Source organism: Halopolyspora algeriensis, assembly GCF_003337235.1.
Classification (GTDB): Bacteria; Actinomycetota; Actinomycetes; order Mycobacteriales; family Pseudonocardiaceae; genus Haloactinomyces; species Haloactinomyces algeriensis.
In genome coordinates this window covers 25364-40642 of the sequence record NZ_QPJC01000009.1, presented here as the reverse complement: position 1 = coordinate 40642, position 15279 = coordinate 25364, and the positions used below count along the sequence as shown (strand labels likewise).

The window sequence follows — 15279 nt, the reverse complement described above, 5'->3', positions numbered from 1 at the left end:
CCCGGTCGACCACATCCTCTTCCCAGGGCCGATGCAGCAGCGCGTAGTCGAAGGAAGGCTATTCCCGGCGATCCGATCCGGGTGTGCGGCCTGCCCCGAGCACATCGAGCCGCAGACTGCGGCCCGCGCGGACCGGCACGGTGGTCAGCAACTCGTGCACCGAGTCTCAGTGCAGCAGGCCGCCGCCGTCGTAGACCAGGGTCTGTCCGGTCATGAGCGCGCCGTCGTCCGAGGCGAGGAAGCTGACCAGGCCGGCGAAGTCGTCCGGGGTGACGAACTTCTGGATCGCCTGCTGACTCATCGTGCGCGCGAAGACCTCGTCGGAGGAGTGCTGCCGGGTGCCGGGGGTGGCCACCTGTGCGGGCATCACGGCGTTGACGGTGATCTCGTCGGATCCGAGCTCGCGGGCCATGACGCGGGTCATGCCGACGAGTGCGCCCTTGCTGGCGACGTAGGCGAGTTGGCAGGGCGAACCGGTGTGGAAAGTGCGTGAGGCGACGTTGACGATCCTGCCACCGAACGTGCTCGCCCGCAGCCACGAATGACAGCCCTGCACCATCAGCAACGCTCCCACGGAATTGGTTTCGAAGTAGGAGAGCATCTGCTCCTTGGTGGCGTTCAACAGGTCGGACCTGCCCGAGAGCAGACCGGCGTTGTTGACCAGAACGTCGACACCACCGAGGCGCTCACCCCACTCCGCGCAGACACGACGTGTGCTGTCCGGGTCGCCGACATCGCACCGGACCGCGTGGAAGCGGTCGTCCTCCTCGCCCACCGCCTGCGCTGTCTCCTCGGGGGAGGCGATGTCCAGCCCCACCACCTCGGCACCGTCGTCGAGCAACCGTCGGCATATGCCGCTGCCCAGACCTCCGGCCGCGCCGGTGACGAACGCGGTCCGGCCCTCGAGTCGGTACTCTCGTTTCGCCATTGTCCGCTCCTGCCTCCATTCGCGAGGGCCGCCACCAGGTCAGCGGCGAAGAGTGCTCCCGTCCGGATTCGGTGCTTGCCGTCGTCGAAAGCGGGGCCGGGTGGCGGGATCGTCCCGCCACCCGGCCGTGAGGTGCTGCCCCGCCATGGCAGACCAGTGTTCGGGAGACGCCTGACAGGTGTCAGACCGCCGCGGCGGTGCGCCATCCGGGTCGGTAGTTCTCCCGGGCCACGGCGGAGTAGGGTGCCGGGCTCACCACGGCACGCACGGCGAACTGTTCGTGGGGCTGAACAGTCGACTTGCGGGTGCCGCCGTCCGGCTCTCCCCAGATCACCGTGACCTCGGCGCCGAGCGGAACGTCGGGGTCCACGGTCGCCAGTGAGAGCACCGTGCGCTCATTGGCGCTGTATCCGGTGAACAGCGACAGCCCGACCTGCCGACCTTCGGCGTCCACCACCGAGTCGAAGTTGGACGATCCGTAGTTGGCGTTGGGCAGGTCGAAGAACTGGTAATCGGGGCCGTCCTGGTTCAGCGGCGAGGCCAGGAGCTTGGTGACATCCTCGGCGTTCCAGGCGAGGGTGACCTTGCGTCGCTGGGTCTCCGGGTTGATGGCTTCCAGCGCGTCCCGCCCCACGAAGTCGTGGTCGAACTTGACGAAGGGGCCGTAGCCGAGTTCCCACGGGTTCAGGTAGTAGTCCTCGATCCTGTCGGAAACGAAGCTCCCGGCCAGGGCGTTCACCGCCTCGTAGCTGTCAGCCCCCAGCCATTCCCGGTACGGACGCATTTCCTCGCTGGTGTAGACAGCCGGCAGGGGGGACGGGATCCAGCCCGACTCCAGGGTGTTGCACGAGTAGGCGCGCGCTCCCGCCGGCTCCAGACCGAATTCACGACCCGCCTCGAGGATGGTGTCGCGCACCTTGCCGTAGCTCTCGTAGGGGCCCCAGATCTCCAGGCCCGGAGCTCCCGCCATTCCGTGGCGCAGCGTGCGGACCTGCTCGCCGGCCACGTTCATGGAGCCCATCCTGAAGAAGCGCAGCTGCTCGACCGGGCCACCGTTGACCTTTTCGATGACCTTCCACGCGTTCGGGCCCTGGATCTGGAAGCGCCACAGATCGCGCGTGACCGCATTGCCGTACGGCCGTGAGGGCGAGCGCTCGTCCCAGCGAATGTCGACGTTGTAGCCCTTGCCGGCCCGGAAGGTCAGCCAGTTGGCCACGGGGGCACGCCCGACGAACACGAATTCCTCGTCGGCCAGTCGGAACAGGACGCCGTCACCGATGACACCTCCCTCGGGGGAAACCGGGACGAACTGCTTGGCCGAGTCCACCGGGAAATTGGCCATGCTGTTGATCCCGGTCTCGGAGAGCAACCGCAGCGCGTCCGGGCCCGAGACGAACAGGTTGACCATGTGATGCGTCTGGTCGAACAGCACTGCCGTTTCGCGCCAGGCAGTCACCTCGCGGCGCCAGTTCGTGAATTCGGCCGGAACGACGGGGTAGATGAAGGCTCCGAGCTGGGAATTCCGGAGCAGATCCACCGTGTTTCCCGACTGGTCCAGCACTTCCTGCAGATTTTTCGCGCTCATGTGTTTACCGCTCTCGTTCGAGGCCGTCGGCGATTCCGTGACTCTCAAGCTATGCACGCCGGGTGGTCGATGGCACAGAGCAATGGCGGGAGTGGCACGGCCGCGATCGGCCAGGGTTGCTGAGTCATATGACGTAATGAAATGGGGCGATCGGATTCGGAAGAGCTTTGCCGATTACAGCCCGTATTCCTGCGCGGTCAGATATTGCACACCGAGGTCGGCGAGTTTGGTGCGCAGGTTGTAGCGGTCGAGGCCGAGTTCTCCGCTGCGGAAAGCTTCCCGGGTGGCCTCTTCCTTGTCGACACGGGCTTGTGCTGCTTGCAGCCCGTGGTCGACGTCGTTGCGGGGTACGACCATGGCACCGTCGTCGTCGGCGAGGATGGCATCGCCGGGCCGGACGAGTTGTCCGCCGATGGTGATGGGCACGTTGACCGAGCCCGGCGTGGCCTTGACGGTGCCCTGCGCGCTGACCGCGGCCGACCAGACGGGAAAGCCCATCGCGTGCAGATCGTCGACGTCGCGGACGCCGCTGGTGGTGACGAGTCCGCGCACCTCGCGCACCTGCAGGGCGGTGGCGAACAGCTCTCCGAACAGTCCGTCGGTGCACGGCGAGGTCGTGGTCACCACGAGCACGTCACCGGGGCGGCATTGTTCGATCGCGGCGTGGATCATGAGATTGTCGCCGGGCCAGCACAGCACCGTGACGGCGGTGCCGCCGATGCGTGAGCCGAGATGTGTCGGGCGCAGCTGCGAGCCGAGGAATCCGGTGCGGCCCAGTGCTTCGTGCACGGTGGCCACACCGTACTCGGAGAGCTTGGTGACCTTGTCGAGCTCGGCGCGGGGCGGATCGGTGACGATGACGTTGTTCACTTCAGCACCTCCGTGACCTGGGGGTAGAGCCGCATGTAGGCCTCGCCCACGGTGTTGTGCGGCAGGCCGAGGTTGGGGCCTGCGTTGCGTTTGAGCTGCACGCCGCGCCGTTTGGCGAGGTCGATGTAGTACTCCCACATGTGTTGCTGTGCGGGCAGGGACTCCATCGCTGTGCGTTTGGTGTCGAACACCGAGGTGATGTCGAGCAGCACGTCCGGTTTGAAGTCGCACTGTTCGGGCTGGTGCGGTTCGAAGAAGAACACCGGTGGTGCGCCCAGTGGTTCGCCCGGGGCGTCGTAGCCGATGGCCTGTGCGAGCACGCGGGCCTGCAGCGCCATGCGCGCGGCCGCGGGGTGGTCCTGGTTGTAGGGGTCGGTCAGCGGGTGGGTCAGTACGACGCCGGGATCGACCTCGCGATACACCCGCACGAGCCGGTCGACCAGCTCCTGGCTCTCCTGCAACGGGTAGTCACCGGCGTCGAGGAACTCGATCTCCGCGCCCAGCGCATCGGCCGCGTTGGTCGCCTCGGCACGCCGGATCTCCTTGATCTCGGCGAGGTTTTTGCCCTCGCGCCAGGCCTTTGCGGACTCGCCGCGCTCCCCGTAGGTCAGGCACACCACCTTCGCCCGATCGCCGCGGGCGGTGGCCAGTGCGATGGCCCCGGCGGCCCGCCAGACGAAGTCGCCCGCATGGGCGCTGATCACGAGTAACGAACTCATCCGGCATCTCCTTCGCAGTCCTCGGCCGTCATCAAGGACAGTAGGAGGAGCCGACCCGGATCGGGACGTCGCCGAGACCGGTTTGCTCTACGTCATTCGACTCACGCGGTCAGTCGACTCGGCGCGCTTGGCGGTATCTCCGTCGAGAAGCCGCTCTCGGAGACGTGGGCGCGAATCCGGCAAATCGGGCGACCGTGGTGGACGGTATCGCTGTGTTCCGGCGGTGTTTTCCGTGCTCCAGTGCAGCAGCCGAGCATCCAACGGTCCGTCGTCTTCGGCGCCTCGGTCATTTGTCGCGGTCAACTCGGAATCAATGCCGGACGAAACACGATCTCCGCTCGGCTCTACTGGTGACGCCTGCACGAAGACTGAGGAGACGCCATGAGCATCCAGCGTGAGGTCACCGAAAGCCGGCGCCGACGCTCCGATCTCGTCGACCTGGTGCGCAACATCAGTTACGAGGTGATGCCGTTCAAGAGTACCGAGCAGGACGTGCTCGCCGCGGTGCCGACCACGGTGCCGCTGACCGTCACGGTCACCGAGGCGAAGGGGATCGATACGACCCTGAATCTGACCGAGCGGCTGCTGCGGCACGGATACACCGTCACGCCGCACCTGCCTGCGCGGCAGTTCGTCGACGCCGGGCATGTCGGTGACGTGGTGGTCCGCCTCCGCGAGGCAGGGGCGCGCTCGGTCTTCGTCATCGGCGGGGACGCCCCGGAGCCGGCGGGCGAGTTTCCGGACGCGTACTCGCTGCTGCAGGCGATGGAGGCGGCCGCACATCCCTTCGACGAGGTCGGCATCGGCGGTTACCCGGAGGGGCACGCGGCCATCCCGCAGGAGTCGATCGATCTGGCATTGAAGCAGAAGGCGCCGATGGCGACCCACGTCACCACGCAGATCTGCTTCGATGCCACCACGACGAGCTCCTGGGCGGCGGGCATCGCCAACTCGGACATCGATCTTCCGGTCTCCGTGGGCATGCCGGGACCGGTGAGCCGCCAGAAGCTGATGCGGATCTCGGCGGGCATCGGGCTGGGCCAGTCGGCACGGTTCCTGCAAAAGCAGCAAAGCCTGCTGTGGCGGTTCCTGCTGCCCGGCGGCTACAACCCGACGAAACTGGCCAAGCGGCTCGGCACCGCGGTGGCAGGCACCACGGGCAACATTCGCGGGCTGCACATCTTCACCTTCAACGAGATTCGCAAGACCGAGACCTGGCGGCAGGAGCTGTTGGCCTCGGTGGCCGACAAGGGCGATCGGTCATGACCGAGCAGAACCACAACCAGGACTGCGGACGCCTCATCGTTCGGGGAGAGGACCGCCCCGGGATCGTGGCGAACGTGTCGGACGTGCTCACCGAGCACGGGGCCAACATCGTCTCGCTCGATCAGTCCTCGAGTGATCCGGCGGGGGGTCGGTTCTTCCAGCGCACCGTCTTCCACCTTCCGGAGCTGTCGGTCAGGCTCGACGAGCTCAGCGAGAGTTTGGAAGCGAAGCTGGGTGAACGACTGGGACTGGAGTTCCAGCTCGTCGAGGCGAAGCGGCAGAAACGCGTCGCCATTTTCGTGTCCCGAGTGGACCACTGCCTGCTCGACCTGCTCTGGCGGCAGCGGCGCGGAGAGCTGCCCATGACCGTGTCGATGGTGGTGTCCAACCACCCCGATCTCGGTGACGAGGTGCGGCAGTTCGACATCCCCTTCTTCCACGTGCCGGTGGACAAGGAGAACAAGGCGGCCGCCGAGAAGGAGCAGCTGAACCTGCTCAAGGGCAATGTGGATCTGCTCGTGCTGGCGCGGTACATGCAGATCGTCTCCGGCGACTTCCTCGACGAGCTGGGCGTTCCGGTCATCAACATCCACCACTCGTTCCTGCCTGCGTTCATGGGCGCCGGTCCCTACCAGCGGGCGAAGGACCGCGGCGTGAAGCTGGTCGGCGCGACGGCGCACTACGTGACCGAGGACCTCGACGAGGGGCCCATCATCGAGCAGGACGTGATTCGTGTGTCGCACCGGGAATCGGTGCGGGATCTGCAGCGCAAGGGCGCGGACGTCGAACGGTTGGTGCTGTCCCGCGCGGTGTCCTGGCACTGCGACGACCGCGTCATTCGCGACGGCAGCACGACGGTCGTTTTCTAGGAGAGCCGGTGACTGCACGGATTTTGGACGGACGAGCCGTGTCGGCGGCGATGCTCGAGCGGGTTCGCCGCGAGGTGGCGGAGTTCGTCGACGCCTACGATCGGACCCCGACTCTGGTCACGGTCCTGGTGGGCGACGATCCCGCCTCCCATACCTATGTGCGGATGAAAGCCAACCGCTGCGCGAAGGTCGGCATGGACTCGCGCCGGGTCGAACTCGACGCGACCATCAGCACCGAGACGCTGGTGAGCCGGCTCCGGGAGCTGTCCGCCGACGCAGGCGTCGACGGGATCCTGCTGCAGCATCCCGTGCCCGACCACATCGATGAGCGTGCCGCGTTCGAAGCGATCGACCCGAGCAAGGATGTCGACGGGGTCACCCGCACCTCGTTCGCCACCATGGCCTTCGACGAGGGCGGGTTCCGGTCGGCGACGCCGGGCGGGATCATGGCGCTGCTGAACGCCTACGAGGTGCCGCTGGCGGGCAAGCACGCCGTGGTCGTGGGGCGCAGCCCCATCCTCGGCAAACCCGTGGGCATGCTGCTGCTGGCCCGCGATGCGACCGTCACCTACTGCCACTCCCGAACCGCCGACCTCGCCGATCGGCTCGCCGAGGCGGATGTGGTGGTCGCGGCCGTCGGCCGGCCGGAGATGATCCGCGGTGACTGGATCAAGCCCGGCGCCGTGGTGGTCGATGCCGGCTACGCCGACAACACCGGCGACGTGGAGTACGCGGCGGCGGCCGAGAAGGCCTCGTTCATCACCCCGGTGCCCGGTGGTGTCGGCCCCATGACCATCGCGACTCTGCTCGCGCAGACGGTCGGCGCGGCGCGGGATCACGAGGCCACGCGCTAAGCACGGACGAAAAAGGCTCGGATTGCAGGATTTGCTCGGTGAGGGAGGGGAAATGACCGAAGCTCGTGACGATTATGTGCTCGATGTGAAGCAGAGCCGGCGGGGTTACGCACTCAACCGGCTGTGCGGGTCGCTGAAGGACGCCGACAACCGGCGACGGTTCAGCGAGGACGAGGCCGCCTATTGCGATGCCTACAAGCTGTCGCCGGAACAGAAACGGGCCGTCCTGGAACGGGACTGGACCGCCATGCTGGATCTGGGCGCCTCCATTTTCTACACGTTCAAGCTGGCCATGTTGGACCAGAAGTCGATGCAGTACCTCGGTGGTGTTTTCACCGGGATGTCGGCCGAGGAGTTCGCCTCGGCCATGCGTTCGGGAGGGCGGAAATTTGGCTAGGATCACGTGGGGTATGGCCACCTCGCACGTGCCGTCCATCGGTGCGGCGATGGACAACCACAAGACCGAGGACCCCTACTGGAAACCCCTGTTCGACGGCTACGAGAAGGCCCGAACGTGGATGGCCGAACATCAGCCGGACGTGGCGGTGATCGTGTACAACGACCACGCCAACGCCATCGACATGGATCTGGTGCCGACCTTCGGCATCGGCACCGCCGAGTCCTACGACGTCGCCGATGAGGGGTGGGGCCCTCGGCCGGTGCCGTCGGTGGTCGGCGCACCGGACCTGAGCGAGCACATGGTGCGCGAGCTCATCGACGATTCCTTCGACATCGCCACATTCCATCAGCTGGATGTTGATCACGGTCTGACGGTGCCGTTGTCGGTGTACTGTCCCGAGCCGGGCGAATCCTGGCCGTGTGCCGTGGTTCCGGTGTTGGTCAACGTGATCCAGTATCCGCAACCCACGGCCGCTCGCTGCTATGCGCTGGGGCAGGCGATCGGGCGGGCGATCCGGTCGTTTCCCCAGGACCTGAAGGTCGCGGTGTTCGGCACGGGAGGCATGTCCCACCAGTTGTCCGGAGCCCGCGCCGGGTTGATCAACGAGCGCTTCGACCGCATGTTCCTGGACAAGATCGAGCATCGTCCCGAGGCGCTGACGGCGCTGACCCGTGAGGACTACATCGCCGAGGCCGGTACGGAGGGAATCGAGCTGATCATGTGGCTGGTGATGCGCGGGGCGATGAGCGACAACATCGCTCGCGTCCACGACACCTACCACGTGCCTGCGTCCAACACCGCGGCGGCGTTGGCGCTGTTCGAAGACCTGGACAGTCGGGAAGGGGTGACGGCATGAGTACCTTCGTCCTCCTCCACGGGGCCTGGCACGGCGGATGGGCGTGGCAGCGGGTGGTTCCGCTGCTGCGCGAAGCAGGACACGAGGTGTACGCCCCGACCCTGACCGGGGTCAGCGACCGCGCGCACCTGCTCACCCCGTCGGTCGGGTTGAGCACGCACGTCCAGGACGTCGTGGCGCTCGTCGAGTCCTACGACCTCCACGATGTCGTGCTGGTCGGGCACAGCTATGCCGGGCAGGTCGTCACCGGTGTTGCCGACCGGATTCCCGAGCGAGTGAGCAAGCGCGTCCACCTCGATGCGTTCGTCGGCGACGACGGTGATGCCGCGATCGATCTGCTGCCCTCCACGGTCGCCGGGCACTACCGGGACTCGGTGAGCGGGCCCGGATTCGGCTGGCTCATTCCCGTGCGCTCCCTGACCAAGCTCGGCGTGTCCGAACAGGCCGACCTGGAATGGCTCGAACCGCGCCTGACCCCGCACCCGTGGCTGACCTACACCGAACCCCTGCGGCTTGCCGGAGCCCTCGAGACCGTCCCGGCGGCCTTCGTCGAGTGCACCGACTGGATGCGGGTGTTTCAGCCGCAGGCCGAGAAGGCCGCAGCTCGGGGTTGGCCGGTCCACCACATCCCGACCGGGCACGAAGCCATGGTCACCGCCCCGAAGGAGCTGGCGGAGGTGCTGCTGGAGGTACAGGCAGCGTGAGCGCGGTGACCGGACCGCCCCGCGGGCCGGTCGTGCCCACGCCGTGATCACCGCCGCGCCGAATCAGTCGAGACCCGGAGAGACGATGGAATTCCTGGTACGCACGGAAAACCTGCTGCCCCCCGACACGCCGGACGAGACTCGCGAGCAACTGCGCACCGGTGAACGGGAACGCGCCCGGCAACTGCGCGAGGCCGGCATCCTCAAGCGGCTGTGGCGGGTTCCCGGGCGCAACGCCACCGTCGGACTCTACGAGGCCGACGACCCGGCCGCGCTGCACGACGCCCTGGCGTCGCTGCCGATGTGGAAGTGGATGGACGTCTCCGTCGAGACACTCGCCACGCATCCCCAGGAGAAGTGAAAGAGGGCGCGGATCGGCTTGCGGTGGGGTGTGTTTCCCGACGGGAGGCACACCCCACCGGCATCGGGTGGTGCGGGGCGGATCAGGCCGGGAAGCCGACCGCTTGGGTGTCCATGAACTCGCGGACACCCTCGATGCCCATCTCGCGGCCCATGCCGCTGTGGTTGAAACCGCCGAACGGGGCGCGCTCGTCGAGGTGGGCGGCGCCGTGGGCGTTGACGAAGGTGTAGCCGGTCCGCAGCCGTGCGGCCAGCAGGGCGGCTCGGTCGAGGTCCGGGGTCCAGATCGAGGAGCACAGCCCCGACCAGGTGTCGTTGGCGCGGGCGACGGCGTCGTCCTCGTCGTCGAAGGGCAGGATCGGCAGGGTCGGGCCGAATTGCTCTTCGGCCACGACGCGGGCATCGTCGGCCGGGTCGAGCACCAGGGACGGTGACAGGAAATTGCCGCGGGTGGCCTCGCCGCCTTCGGCGGCCTGTCCGAACTCGCGGACCTCGGCACCGGACTGGCGTGCCTGCGCGGTGAGCTCCCGCACGTACTCCAGCTGCTGCCTGCTGTGCAGCGGGCCCATGGTCACGTTCTCGTCCAGGCCGTGGCCCAGCCGGGTCGCGGACAGGATCTCGGAGAGCCCCTCGACGACCTCGTCGTAGCGCGACCGGTGCACGTAGAGCCGCTTGATCGCCATGCAGATCTGGCCGGTGGAGTCGAAGGTCCCGGAAAACAGGCGCTGCATCGTCTCGGGACCGAGGTCGGCGTCGGCAAGCACGATCGCCGGATCGTTGCCGCCCAGCTCCAGGGCCACGCGGGTCAGCGACTCGGCGGCCATCGACATGATCCGTTTGCCACCGTTCGTGCTGCCGGTGAAGCAGACCTTCTTGACCCGATCGTCCTGGATCAACGCGGCACCGATCTCCGCGTCGGTGCCGGTGACGACGTTGAGCACACCCGGGGGCAGCGACCGAGCCACGAGTTCGACCGTGCGCACGGTGGCCAGCGGGGCGGTGGGCGGCGGCTTCACCACGACGGTGTTGCCTGCCAGCAGCGCTTGCGGCAGCGAGGCGGCCAGAATCGCCAGCGGCCAGTTGAACGGCACGATGATCGTGACGACTCCCAGGGGCCGGTAGGAGATCTCGGTCCGGTAGGGCGGTGCCGGTAGGTGCGTCACGTGCTCGAGCTCCTCGGCCAGGCCTGCGGCCAGGGTGAAGCGGTGTGCGAACACCATGGAGTCGACGTGGGATTCCTGCCGGATCTTGCCGTTCTCGCGGGTCAGTACCTCCGCTGTGGCCGGGCGGTCGGCCTCCAGCGGGGCCAGGGCCTCGGTCAGCAGTGCGGCGCGCTCCTGCGGGGTGCGGGCAGCCCATGCCGGAAACGCCCGATGGGCCGCGGCAACCGCGGATTCGGCTTGCTCGGCGTTGGCGGCTGCGGCGTAGCCGACGGTCGAGACCCCGTCGGCCGGGTCGATCACCGGCAGCGCGTCATCGGCGTTGCGGGTTTCGCCGTTGATGAAAAGCTCGGTTCTGATCTCGGGCAGCTGGTCGGAAGACACCGTCATTGGTTTCCTCGGGGGTCGTGGGGGCCGTGCAGCCGGCTGCACACTGTGCGCCGAATCACGGTAGGTCGAAGTTCAGGCGGAATGCCCGGTACGCCCGGCCCGATGCGTCCGGTCCGGTGCGGCATGCCGGACCGGGACGTTTGACGTAGGTGTGTCCCGTTGGCTTCCGGCGGTGCTGCCCGCCTGCTCGACGTGCCGATCACGACGAAAGACCCGCCCGCCGGCGTGAGCCGACACGGCCGCGACGCTCGCCGATGAGACACATGACGTAGCTCGAGCGCCGCAGAAGACCGATGAATTCGAAGCGCCGAGCGACTTGCATTCCCTACAAACCACAACCGTGAGACCGCCGTCACTCGCGTGGTCGCACGGACAGCCGCCGTCTTCGTGTTCCAGAGGAGTACACACCCGTGGCCTCACAAAGACCCCCTACCGGGCCTTCGAAGAAAGGCATCTTCGCGGCCAGCTTGGTCGGCACATCGATCGAGTGGTACGACTACTACATCTTCGGCACCGCCGCGGCGCTGGTGTTCGGCAGCCTCTTCTACCCCGAGTTCTCCAGCGTGGCCGGCACCATCGCTGCCTTCGGGACCTTCGCCGTGGGATTCATCGCCCGTCCGCTGGGTGCCGCGGTCATCGGTCACTTCGGTGACCGGATCGGCCGCAAGTCGATGCTCGTCCTCACCCTCCTGCTGACGGGCGGATCCACGTTCCTCATCGGCGTGTTGCCCACCTATGCCGCCATCGGCATCGGAGCGCCGCTGCTGCTGCTCGTGCTCCGCCTCATTCAAGGCTTCGGCGTGGGTGGTGAGTGGGGTGGTGCCATCCTGATCGCCACCGAGCATGCGTCCCCGCGACGACGAGCGGTCTACGGCAGTTTCGCCCAGTTCGGCGTGCCGATCGGTGTGCTGACCTCCAATCTGGCATTCCTGGCGGTCTCGGGAATGTCCGACGAGAACTTCATGACCTACGGCTGGCGCATCCCCTTCCTGATCAGCCTGCTGCTGGTGATCGTCGGTTTCCTGGTCCGCAGCCGGCTGGCCGATGCGCCGGAGTTCCAAAAGGCCAAGCAGGAGAACACGGTCAGCAAGGTTCCGGCCGCGGAGCTGTTCCGCCGCAGGCCCCGCACTCTCGTGCTGGCCAGCCTGGCCGCCATCGCGCCGCCCGCGGTCGGCTACACGGTGATCGTGTACATGCTCACCTACGGGACCATGGTGGTGGGTTTCGAACGCAACACCCTGCTCACGCTGATCCTCGTCTCGACGGTGGTGTGGATGGGGGTGATCGTCGCCTCGGCGCTGCTGTCCGACCGCTTCGGTTCCAAGAAGATCTACGCGCTGGGCGCGTTGACCGCCGTGCTGTGGCCGATCCCGATGTTCGGTCTGGTGAACACCGGCGACGCCGGCTTGGCGCTGCTGGCTTTCATCGTCGCCGCGATCGTGCAGGGCATCATGGCAGGCGCCCAGGGCGGCCTGTTCACCGAGATCTTCGACGTCCACTTCCGCTACAGCGGAATCGCCATCGCCTACCAACTGGGCGGCATGATCGGCGGCGCCGTGACTCCCATTGTCGCGACAGCGCTTTTCGGTGCGTACGGCTCGTCCCTGCCGATCGCCTGCTATGTCATGGGGCTGTCGCTGGTCAGTCTGCTGGCCGTCCTCGGACTTCGCCAGAATGGTGGGTCCGTGCGAGACGAACGGGCACACGCGCCCACCGCGGAGACCGAACCGGCGGCGTAGGCTCGTGTGCACTCTGCCGCACGCTGCTCCGGCTGGGGTTCCGCGGAACCTCAGCCGGAGCAGCGCTCACGTGCGCAGCGGTGCGCGGCTCCCAGTACCGTCTCCGACGAAAGACCGGCCCGGCTCAGGCGCCGGGCCGGTGACGAGGTAGAGGTGCACAACGACGTGGAACCAACTGCCGACTCCGCCCGGCCGCCGGACACGGTCGACGATTCCGTCTTCCGGGTCCTGATGGAGGTGTCCGCCGACGGCTTGGCCGTGCTGGACCGGCACGGGCACTTTGTCCTGCTCAACACCGCAGCCACCGAACTCCTCGGTCTTCCGGCCGACGAGCTCGTCGGCCGCGCGGCCCCCTTCGACATCGACGACGTGTCGCCGCACGGCTCCCGGCAAGACCGCCACCACACGACATGGCCGGCCCCGGACGGGCGTCGACGCGATCTCGAGTACTGCCTCGCGCCCGTGGCAGGAGGGGCACATGCGGTCTGGTTCAGCGACGTGACGGACACCCTGCGACAGCAGGAACGGCTCACGGCCATCGCCAGGGCGGCATCCAGCGTCGCCGACGCGTACTCGCTGCGCACGACCCTCGACGCGGTGGCACGGGAGATCGCGATGACGGCGAACATCGCAGCCGTTCAGATCCTGGCCATGGACGACCCCCGCGACGAACTGCGGGTCCTGGGCATGGCGGGCTTCGACGACGCCGCGGACTTCACCGAACGGCTGAGCGCCTGTCGGCGACGAGGCGCCAAGGTCAGCTTCATGGACGCCTTCCAGAACGGGGAGCCGGTCGTGGTCCCCCACCGGAAGGCCGCGATCCTGGCCGACCCGGCCTGGGCTCCGCTGCACGCCATCATGAGCTACCCCTCCTGGGACAGCTTCGTGTCCATGCCCCTGATCGTGCGCGGCAGGGTCCTCGGTGTGATCAACGCCTACTACGTCCCCGACGAGGATCCCGGTCCGCACTCACTGGCCTTCCTCGAGGCGATGGCCGACCACGCCGCCGTGGCCATCGACACTGCCTCACTCCTTGCCCAGACGCGGTCGCAGGCACAGCTGGACGAGCGCCGCCGGTTGGCCAGGGATCTGCACGATTCGGTGGTGCAGCAGTTGCTCTCGATGCGCATGCAGGCCAAGGCACTGCATGCCCAACTCGAGCGCGTGGACACTGATCCGGGCAGGATCCGCAGCGGCGCCGAGGAGCTCGCGGAACTCTCCGGGAGTGCTCTGGCCGATCTCCGCGGACTCGTCTTCGAACTGCGTCCCCTGGACCTGGCCGAGCGCGGCCTCGTCGAGGCCGTTCGTGCCCACGCCGCGAGCCAGCAGGCGCGGACCGGCCTGGCCATCGACGTCCGGGCATCCTCCGACCTGGAACTGGACTCCAGCATCGACGTCCAGGAGGATCTCTACCGCATCGTTCAGGAGGCGCTGCACAACGTGGTCAAGCACGCCCATGCCACGGCGGTGAAGATCCGGTTCACTCGCTCCGAGGACGGCGACCTGGTCGTCGAGGTCCTCGACAACGGGTATGGCCCCGACCGCACGTCCGACACCGCGGGTGAGGCGGACCATGACACGCTCGGGCTGGTGTCGATGCGAGAAAGGACCCAGCGCTGGGGCGGCCGGCTCGTCGCAGGGGCCCGCCCGGCAGGCGGCTGGGCGGTTCGAGTGATACTGCCATGCCCGAGCGTACCGGGTGCCGGAGAGGGAGAGGCCGATGGCCGGTGACGAGACCTCCACCGAGATCATCCGGGTCATGATCGTCGACGACCATGCGATCGTCCGTCGCGGTCTGCTGGCCTACATCGACACCGTTCCCACGCTGCACGTGATCGGAGAGGCAGCCGATGGGCAGCAGGCGGTGACCCGGATGCAGCAGTGGCAGACCCTCGGCGAGCCCATGCCCCACGTGGTGCTGATGGATCTGCAGATGCCGCACATGGGTGGCGTGGAGGCGACCGAAGCCATTGTCAAGGCCCACCCCCAGGTGAGGGTCGTGGCGCTGTCCAGCTTCGGCGAGGTGGAACGGGTTCATGCCGCGCTCGCGGCGGGCGCGGCCGGTTATGTGCTCAAGGACGCCGACCCCGACGAGGTCGCCACCGCGATCCGGGCCGCCGCTGCGGGAGAGGTGCACCTGGACTCGGCCGTGGCTCGTCAGCTCACCAGGCGGATGGCCGCACCACACGTCGGGCTGACGTCGCTGACAGCGCGGGAGCGGGAGATTCTCTCCCTTGTTGCGCAGGGGCATTCCAATCGAAGCATCGCCGACAGTCTCGTGATCAGCGAACGCACGGCACGAACGCACGTCAGCAACGTGCTGGCCAAGCTGCAGCTCTCCTCGCGCACCCAGGCCGCGCTGCTCGCCATCCGCGAAGGACTCATCTCCTCGCCCGACTGACCCGCCGCGGGGCCGGAGACGGGCGTGGGCGTAGCGGTCGGCTTTCGGCCACCGGAGTTGATTTCCGGGGGTGCCTTGGCACTGCGGTCCGAGGCGTGGCCACTTCCGGAGAGCCGTCCGGGGTCTTTCGATGCCGGTGCGGCCGTGAGGGAAATCGCAAGCCCCCGCGAGGAAATCG

The 15279-nt window shown here is 67.5% G+C and carries 15 protein-coding genes; 10 read left to right on the top strand and 5 right to left on the bottom strand.

Annotation, left to right across the window (positions count from 1 at the left end; all coding sequences use genetic code 11):
- Positions 1 to 166: 166 nt before the first annotated feature.
- From DFQ14_RS14270 to DFQ14_RS14255, 4 genes are all read right to left on the bottom strand, one after another.
- Entirely contained in the window at positions 167 to 928 is a 762-nt protein-coding gene (locus DFQ14_RS14270) for an SDR family NAD(P)-dependent oxidoreductase (protein ID WP_114453783.1), read from the bottom strand.
- Between the two features lie 181 nt (positions 929 to 1109).
- Complete coding sequence (gene ligM / locus DFQ14_RS14265) at positions 1110 to 2513, bottom strand: vanillate/3-O-methylgallate O-demethylase (RefSeq protein ID WP_114453782.1); 1404 nt, start codon at positions 2511 to 2513, stop codon at positions 1110 to 1112.
- A 174-nt stretch (positions 2514 to 2687) separates the two neighbouring features.
- Complete coding sequence (locus DFQ14_RS14260; protein WP_114453781.1) at positions 2688 to 3383, bottom strand: 4-carboxy-4-hydroxy-2-oxoadipate aldolase/oxaloacetate decarboxylase; 696 nt, start codon at positions 3381 to 3383, stop codon at positions 2688 to 2690.
- Positions 3380 to 4102 (bottom strand): PIG-L deacetylase family protein, encoded by a 723-nt coding sequence (locus tag DFQ14_RS14255; RefSeq protein WP_114453780.1) that lies wholly within the window; start codon positions 4100 to 4102, stop codon positions 3380 to 3382. Before DFQ14_RS14255 ends, DFQ14_RS14260 begins: the two co-directional genes overlap by 4 nt.
- Positions 4103 to 4483: 381 nt before the next feature.
- Here DFQ14_RS14255 and DFQ14_RS14250 point away from each other — a divergent pair, with 381 nt between their 5' ends.
- From DFQ14_RS14250 to DFQ14_RS14220, 7 genes are all read left to right on the top strand, one after another.
- Positions 4484 to 5368, top strand: a complete 885-nt coding sequence (locus tag DFQ14_RS14250) for a methylenetetrahydrofolate reductase (protein ID WP_114453779.1) — start codon at positions 4484 to 4486, stop codon at positions 5366 to 5368.
- Positions 5365 to 6237, top strand: coding sequence for a formyltetrahydrofolate deformylase (purU, locus tag DFQ14_RS14245; RefSeq protein WP_114453778.1), 873 nt, complete (start codon positions 5365 to 5367; stop codon positions 6235 to 6237). Before DFQ14_RS14250 ends, purU begins: the two co-directional genes overlap by 4 nt.
- An 8-nt stretch (positions 6238 to 6245) precedes the next feature.
- A complete protein-coding gene (locus DFQ14_RS14240; protein WP_114453777.1) occupies positions 6246 to 7091 on the top strand; it encodes a bifunctional 5,10-methylenetetrahydrofolate dehydrogenase/5,10-methenyltetrahydrofolate cyclohydrolase in 846 nt (281 codons plus the stop codon).
- 52 nt (positions 7092 to 7143) lie between these two features.
- Entirely contained in the window at positions 7144 to 7488 is a 345-nt protein-coding gene (locus DFQ14_RS14235) for a protocatechuate 3,4-dioxygenase (protein ID WP_114453776.1), read from the top strand.
- Positions 7481 to 8347, top strand: coding sequence for a class III extradiol dioxygenase subunit beta (locus DFQ14_RS14230; RefSeq protein WP_114453775.1), 867 nt, complete (start codon positions 7481 to 7483; stop codon positions 8345 to 8347). Before DFQ14_RS14235 ends, DFQ14_RS14230 begins: the two co-directional genes overlap by 8 nt.
- The gene (locus DFQ14_RS14225; RefSeq protein ID WP_114453774.1) at positions 8344 to 9051 is read left to right on the top strand and encodes an alpha/beta fold hydrolase; all 708 of its coding nucleotides are present in this window, start codon (positions 8344 to 8346) and stop codon (positions 9049 to 9051) included. Before DFQ14_RS14230 ends, DFQ14_RS14225 begins: the two co-directional genes overlap by 4 nt.
- 85 nt (positions 9052 to 9136) lie before the next feature.
- Positions 9137 to 9412: a muconolactone Delta-isomerase family protein gene (locus tag DFQ14_RS14220; protein WP_114453773.1), complete on the top strand. Its 276-nt coding sequence runs from the start codon at positions 9137 to 9139 to the stop codon at positions 9410 to 9412.
- Positions 9413 to 9494: 82 nt separating this feature from the next.
- Here the strand turns inward: DFQ14_RS14220 and DFQ14_RS14215 are convergent, their stop codons facing one another.
- On the bottom strand, positions 9495 to 10961 hold the full coding sequence (locus DFQ14_RS14215) for an aldehyde dehydrogenase family protein (protein WP_114453772.1): 1467 nt from the start codon (positions 10959 to 10961) through the stop codon (positions 9495 to 9497).
- 410 nt (positions 10962 to 11371) lie between these two features.
- Here DFQ14_RS14215 and DFQ14_RS14210 point away from each other — a divergent pair, with 410 nt between their 5' ends.
- The 3 genes from DFQ14_RS14210 (at position 11372) to DFQ14_RS14200 (ending at position 15101) form a co-directional block, all read left to right on the top strand.
- Positions 11372 to 12700, top strand: coding sequence for an MFS transporter (locus tag DFQ14_RS14210; protein WP_114453771.1), 1329 nt, complete (start codon positions 11372 to 11374; stop codon positions 12698 to 12700).
- A 165-nt stretch (positions 12701 to 12865) separates the two neighbouring features.
- Positions 12866 to 14431 carry a PAS domain-containing sensor histidine kinase gene (locus DFQ14_RS14205; RefSeq protein ID WP_141921333.1) on the top strand — a complete coding sequence of 522 codons (1566 nt, stop codon included), beginning with the start codon at positions 12866 to 12868 and terminating at the stop codon, positions 14429 to 14431.
- Positions 14421 to 15101 (top strand): response regulator transcription factor, encoded by a 681-nt coding sequence (locus DFQ14_RS14200; RefSeq protein WP_114453769.1) that lies wholly within the window; start codon positions 14421 to 14423, stop codon positions 15099 to 15101. Before DFQ14_RS14205 ends, DFQ14_RS14200 begins: the two co-directional genes overlap by 11 nt.
- The last annotated feature ends 178 nt before the right edge of the window (positions 15102 to 15279 follow it).

Bases quoted from the DNA above. Each gene is read 5' to 3' on its own strand.
- DFQ14_RS14200 (WP_114453769.1), top strand. From the start codon at position 14,421: ATGGCCGGTGACGAGACCTCCACCGAGATCATCCGGGTCATGATCGTC.
- ligM (WP_114453782.1), bottom strand. From the start codon at position 2,513: ATGAGCGCGAAAAATCTGCAGGAAGTGCTGGACCAGTCGGGAAACACG.
- purU (WP_114453778.1), top strand. From the start codon at position 5,365: ATGACCGAGCAGAACCACAACCAGGACTGCGGACGCCTCATCGTTCGG.
- DFQ14_RS14215 (WP_114453772.1), bottom strand. From the start codon at position 10,961: ATGACGGTGTCTTCCGACCAGCTGCCCGAGATCAGAACCGAGCTTTTC.
- DFQ14_RS14270 (WP_114453783.1), bottom strand. From the start codon at position 928: ATGGCGAAACGAGAGTACCGACTCGAGGGCCGGACCGCGTTCGTCACC.
- DFQ14_RS14220 (WP_114453773.1), top strand. From the start codon at position 9,137: ATGGAATTCCTGGTACGCACGGAAAACCTGCTGCCCCCCGACACGCCG.
- DFQ14_RS14235 (WP_114453776.1), top strand. From the start codon at position 7,144: ATGACCGAAGCTCGTGACGATTATGTGCTCGATGTGAAGCAGAGCCGG.
- DFQ14_RS14250 (WP_114453779.1), top strand. From the start codon at position 4,484: ATGAGCATCCAGCGTGAGGTCACCGAAAGCCGGCGCCGACGCTCCGAT.
- DFQ14_RS14255 (WP_114453780.1), bottom strand. From the start codon at position 4,102: ATGAGTTCGTTACTCGTGATCAGCGCCCATGCGGGCGACTTCGTCTGG.
- DFQ14_RS14225 (WP_114453774.1), top strand. From the start codon at position 8,344: ATGAGTACCTTCGTCCTCCTCCACGGGGCCTGGCACGGCGGATGGGCG.